Genomic DNA, 5,444 nt, shown 5'->3' with positions numbered 1-5,444 from the left:
TGGTCAACCAGCATCCGGAACTGTGAGCCGATCGGAGCTGTGTGGTTGAATCCATTACCAGAAGAGCAAACTGTTAAAGAACAATGCGTGGCTCATTAGAGCCCAACTGAATCAGGTGCCAACTACCTTGACAGACGACGCATCTGTCGAGCAATCCACTCCGGGTTTTCCCCGGCGGCCAGCCATAAAGTGGCTGCTGTATGCCGCGTCTGATAAGGGCGCCGCTTGCGCAAACCGAGGTGTCGAAGCAGCGGGTACCAAACCCGCTTGGTCACGTTGTTGTGACTCAATGGCCCACCGGTCCGCGTGCAGAAAACAAACTCCATTTTCCCGGTGGAGTTCTTTTGTTCGGTGAGCGCATCGACCACCAACTGAGACATCTCGATCGTCCGGAAGGAGCCATCGTTCTTGGTGTATTCGAGGTGCCCGTTCACCAGAGCTTGGCGAACCAGAATCTGGCGACGCTTGAAGTCCACGTGGTCCCATTGGAGCCCGTCAATCTCACCAGTACGCATCCCGGTGAAGAATCGAACGGTGTAGTAGTTTCTGAAGTCGGGTCGGACCGTCTCGATGATCTGCTTCACTTCTTCGATACCAAACGGTTCGACATCGGTCCTGGGTACCTTCAGTGATTTAATCCCGTGATAGGGTGAGCTAAAATCAAAGCGGTTGGCTGCTTCGCTAAGGATCATGCGCAAAGGCGTCATGATTCGGTTGATACGACTGGCTGAAAGATGTTTTTCGCTCCGGGTTGTAACTTTGGCGAGTGAGGCCCGGAAATCGAGAATGTCTTTCTTGGTGATGCGGCCAACCTCTTTTTCCCCGAAATAAGGGTTGAGGTAGTTTTTCAATGTTCCCTCCACGGTGCTGATGTGCGACTGGCGCCACTGGATCCGCATTTCAGCGATCCAATCCTCTGAAAATTTGTTGAAAAGAGGCGTGTCATGTGCTTCCCGGGCCCGCTGAACTTCCGCCTGCTTCGTAAATTCATTAGCGTTGGGGCTGTTCGGAAAATGGCGATGGTATTCAAACGTCCCGAGGGTGATTTCGGCCTCAATTCGTTTGAGGATGCTCTCGAGTTTTTTGCGGTTGGCTGCAGTGTTATCGAGAGCGGTTTGCTCGCGGCAGCGTTTGCCTTCATATCTGAAATCAAAAAAGAGTTTGCCTGTTTCTGGTCGCTCGACAATCCTACCCACGGCACACACCTCCTCCGGCCATTGGCACGGCATAAGCGTGGTTGCCGGAATGATTGAACATGTCCTGTTCAATAACATCCCAGATGTAGAGAATCTTTCGGCCGCCGAATGGACGAATGGAGTTATGGTGATTTCTGGTGTATGGAAGCAGGCTGAAGAGGTGGCGTATCCTGTTGGTTGATCACCGCCAAGATCACAACCAACAGAGGAACGATACGCCATGACCAAGTCTAACCTGCATGCTCTTTCACAACCAGAAGTAGCCACCAACGATCCTTTACACGATCTGATCCGACAAGGTGCTCGTGACCTGATTGCCAAGGCAGTCGAGTCGGAGCTCCAGGGTTTACTGGATCAGTATGGCGATGTGTCGACACCCGATGGTCGCCAGGCTGTGGTGCGCAATGGACACCTGCCTAAGCGCACGATCCAGACAGGCGTTGGGGATGTTGACGTTCAGGTGCCAAAGGTCCGGGACCGCAGTGGTTCCGGCATTCGCTTCAACAGCCAGCTCCTGCCGCCGTATCTGAAGCGGGCTCAGAGTCTGGATGAACTCATCCCCTGGCTCTACCTGCGCGGTGTCTCTTCTGGCGATTTCCAGGAGGCCCTTAGTGCCTTGGTTGGCGAACAGGCAAAGGGGCTCTCGGCCAACACTGTGTCCCGGCTCAAGGCGCGGTGGCTGAAGGAGCACGAGGATTGGCGTCGCCGCGACCTGGGCCAGAAGCGCTACGTCTACTGGTGGGCGGACGGTGTCTACAGCAATGTTCGTCTGGATGATCGGCTCTGCCTCCTGGTGATCATCGGGGTAACCGAGCACGGCCACAAGGAGCTGGTCGCTGTTGAAGATGGTCACCGGGAGTCCGAAGCCAGTTGGCGGGAACTGCTCACCGGCTTGCGAGAACGGGGTCTGGACCGCGCGCCCAAACTGGCCGTGGGCGACGGCGCTCTGGGCTTCTGGAAAGCGCTGAGCAAGGTGTTTCCGGAAACCCGGCACCAACGGTGCTGGGTGCACAAGACCGCCAATGTGCTGGATAAGCTGCCCAAATCCGTACAACCGAAGGTGAAGTCAGACCTGCATGAAATCTATCTGGCGGAGACCCGGGATGGCGCTCACAAAGCCTTTGACAGCACATTGAAGCGATTCCGGGACAAGTACCCGAAGGCCATGGAAAACCTTGAGAAAGACCGGGATGAATTGCTGGCCTTCTACGACTTCCCGGCGGTTCACTGGATTCACTTGCGGACCACCAATCCGATTGAATCCACCTTCGCCACAGTGCGGTTGAGAACCAAACGGAGCCGGTCCTGTGGCAACCGCGACACCACGTTATCGATGGTGTTCAAATTACTCCAATCCGCCCAGAAACGATGGAAGCGGATCAAGGGGTTTGACCAACTGAAGCTGGTCGTGAATAACGTTCAGTTTCGGGATGGAGAACAGGTGGATGATCAATCTGACAGAGACGCTGCCTGATGGTCATACACCAGATTTGACAATAACTCGGACGAATGTAATGAACTCCCTCAAGTAGGACTGAGTCCTTGAGGCGTTCGCGGATTGTCCGAGCGTCATATTTAATCCGCTCTGCCAGCTCATCGGTGGTCAGATATACCTGTGACATGGGTTAGCTCCTTTGCTACCTTTGGTTACTGGAGAACAAACAGTCTGGCAAGCAGCTCAATATGTTCTCCTGTAGATCATTATGCATTCTTTAAGACCTTTTGCAGGTCTTTTTGATCTCCTGCGGGTTAATTTGTTCTTTGGTGGGCCAAATGATTAAGTGCCATCTGTCTAAGTTGATGGGCGAGAAGAAACTCAAGATTGTCGATGTGGCGAGAGAAACTGGGATTAACCGGGGCACCGTCACCCGGCTTTATCACGAGACAGCGAGTCGTGTGGAGCTCGAAACTATTGAAGCTCTGTGCCGATATCTGGGCTGTGACGTTGGTGATTTGTTCGAGTTTGTAAACGAGCAGTAAGCAAAGTTCTGGCAGGGAGTAGTACAGGCAATGGCAATACCTGATTTTCAGTCAGTCATGCGTCCGGTTCTTCAAACAGTTAGCGACATACAGCCCCGGACCTTAGCCGATGCGCGAGGCCGTGAAGGAAGCATTTGAGCTGTCCGAGAAAGAGTGGAAAGAGCGCCTGCCATCTATTAACCAAACGGTAGTCAATAACAGAGTGGGTTGGGTACGGACATACCTCAACAAAGCTGGGCTTTTAACAATTCTGGATGGAGGGATGGTGCAGATCACTGACCGTGGTCAGGATGCGCTATCCATGGGTAGACCCACAGTTGTTCTGAATTCGCTAATGGAAGCGGGGCAAAACCCTGCTCCGACTGGACGCACATTCAAGTTTTCATTTATATAGGCTGTGATCTTTTCGCGGAGATCGTAGAAAACGGGTTCAGTAGGTGCTAGAGAATTGGAAAGGTTGTATTTTATATGGCTGTCGACTGGTGACTAGAATACAGAGGGATAATAGTTATTGTGCTATTTTGAGTGTGTCTGACCGATAACAGTAAGGCGTACGAGTGAACCGTGGCGATTACACGAGGGGGGTAATAGTGGGGTTTGATTTGCGCCGAGCGATTAACAGCATTTCGGATGTAGTCATGAATAGGCCGGCGCCGTTGCGCGAGTTTGACCAGATCTACATGAAAGTTGCCGATATGGTGATTCAGGCTGAATACGTTGCACGGGTATTCGACGGCAAGAAAGTTGTCTTCGTTGGAGATGGTGATGGAATTGCCTTATCAGCCGCGCACCTGCATGCGCAGGGAGTAATTGACTACGGTCCCTCTTCTATAACCCTATTGGATTTTGATGAGCGTATAGTGAACTCCGTCTTGCGTTTTGGCGAAAAACTTGCGCCGAACGTTCAGATCACGGCTGAACTCTATAACGTGGCCGATCCGCTTCCGTTAGAGCATTTTAATGCTTATGACGGATTCCACATAAATCCTCCGTGGGGCGCCAGCAACGATGGCCAAAGTGTTACTGCTTTCTTGGAGCGTGGTAGCCAAGCTACCACTGCCAAAAGCCTTGGTATAGTCGTGATAGCTGATGATCCTGATCTGTTATGGACTCAGGAGGTGCTTCGAGATACCCAAAAACGAGCGATCGAGCTCGGGTACGTCGTCGCAGAGTTGCTACCCCAACTTCATCTCTATCATCTTGATGACGCCCCAGATTTGCGGTCTTGTTCTTGCCTCTTCCGGCGTGTGCAACCTGCATTGATGGAGCAGAGCTCCAAGAAATTATCTTTGGATCGCTTACGAAACTTCTACGGTCACAACAGTCCCCTTACGTACAAATATGTGCGCGAGAAACCGATCCTTAATGTCGCTAAGGAGGCGGACCAGCGCTACACCCTAGAAAAGTACAAGGAGTTACCCGATGCCTAACCCAATACAGGATGGTCAGGGCGTGATCTTCATGAAAGTGGGCCTTCATGCTTCAGAGACCCTGGAGGATATCATCCGAAGAAAACAGAGGGAGTATGAAGAAGCGGGCTCAATTTTCTGGGGCTACGGGGGCAGCTCATGCCACCCGCGTACCATGGTTCAGCCATTCGGAAAATCAATGGAAGATAAAGGAAAACAGTTACTCATCATCATGAATGAGATGAACTCCAAGCATACAGCCCCTCCGGTGGCTGCCTCCCAGTATTCCGATGATGGGGTGGACTGGCACGAGGTTCCGGCAGGTGTAGAGGTGCGCGGGTCGCGGTTTGCACTTGTTTTGGATGAGCTCAAGCTTGACGAGTTTGAAATAGACTTGCATGAGTTTGAGGTGGGATTGGGCCAATCTCGCGGTAAAAATGCGTCGGATTACGTGAAGGGTCAAAACGACAAAGGTTGCTTAGTCTACCGTGAAGCCGACATTCCCTCGCCTCCAGAGGAGAGGGTGGTAAAAAAGATCGGACTCGTTGCGAGGGTCAAGGCTCCATATGCAGTCTTTCTAAGGTAATTCCATCGGAGCGTTGCTGGATGGGAAACATCATTTATTTAACAGGCGCGCCAGCTACGGGAAAGTCCACTCTGACGAGAGGCGTAGGGGAACGAACAGCAGAAGTAACAGTCTTTGCGTATAGCAAAGAGCTAGCTAGTTTCCGTCCATAAACGGCTTGTTTTCAGGGCTAATCGCCCAGCCGGTTGGGTCAAATTGTTTCTCTTGGCCAACCTTATCCCGGCCACATCGCAGCCTGTGGTCTTCCGTCGCCATTTTGACCGCGAATCGGCA

7 protein-coding genes are annotated in these 5,444 nt (G+C 52.2%); 6 read left to right on the top strand and 1 reads right to left on the bottom strand.

The window, feature by feature from the left end:
• Positions 1-122 precede the first annotated feature (122 nt).
• Positions 123-1,196: an Arm DNA-binding domain-containing protein gene (locus AC13C0_RS00575; protein WP_482953750.1), complete on the bottom strand. Its 1,074-nt coding sequence runs from the start codon at positions 1,194-1,196 to the stop codon at positions 123-125.
• A gap of 49 nt (positions 1,197-1,245) precedes the next feature.
• Between AC13C0_RS00575 and AC13C0_RS00570 the strand changes: the two genes are divergently transcribed.
• The 6 genes from AC13C0_RS00570 to AC13C0_RS00545 all read left to right on the top strand — a co-directional run bounded on the left by AC13C0_RS00570 (position 1,246) and on the right by AC13C0_RS00545 (position 5,171).
• Positions 1,246-1,377 (top strand): hypothetical protein, encoded by a 132-nt coding sequence (locus AC13C0_RS00570; protein WP_482953749.1) that lies wholly within the window; start codon positions 1,246-1,248, stop codon positions 1,375-1,377.
• Between the two features lie 39 nt (positions 1,378-1,416).
• Positions 1,417-2,670: an IS256 family transposase gene (locus AC13C0_RS00565; protein WP_341581964.1), complete on the top strand. Its 1,254-nt coding sequence runs from the start codon at positions 1,417-1,419 to the stop codon at positions 2,668-2,670.
• 299 nt (positions 2,671-2,969) lie between these two features.
• Positions 2,970-3,176, top strand: a complete 207-nt coding sequence (locus tag AC13C0_RS00560; protein WP_482953748.1) for a helix-turn-helix domain-containing protein — start codon at positions 2,970-2,972, stop codon at positions 3,174-3,176.
• A gap of 109 nt (positions 3,177-3,285) precedes the next feature.
• On the top strand, positions 3,286-3,570 hold the full coding sequence (locus AC13C0_RS00555; RefSeq protein ID WP_482953747.1) for a winged helix-turn-helix domain-containing protein: 285 nt from the start codon (positions 3,286-3,288) through the stop codon (positions 3,568-3,570).
• A gap of 196 nt (positions 3,571-3,766) precedes the next feature.
• Positions 3,767-4,606, top strand: a complete 840-nt coding sequence (locus AC13C0_RS00550) for a bis-aminopropyl spermidine synthase family protein (RefSeq protein ID WP_482953746.1) — start codon at positions 3,767-3,769, stop codon at positions 4,604-4,606.
• Positions 4,599-5,171 carry a hypothetical protein gene (locus tag AC13C0_RS00545; RefSeq protein WP_482953745.1) on the top strand — a complete coding sequence of 191 codons (573 nt, stop codon included), beginning with the start codon at positions 4,599-4,601 and terminating at the stop codon, positions 5,169-5,171. The genes AC13C0_RS00550 and AC13C0_RS00545 overlap by 8 nt, the downstream gene beginning before the upstream one ends.
• Positions 5,172-5,444 lie beyond the last annotated feature (273 nt).

Source organism: Marinobacter sp. B-21 (assembly GCF_056857895.1).
This window is presented reverse-complemented; position numbering and strand designations above follow the sequence as displayed.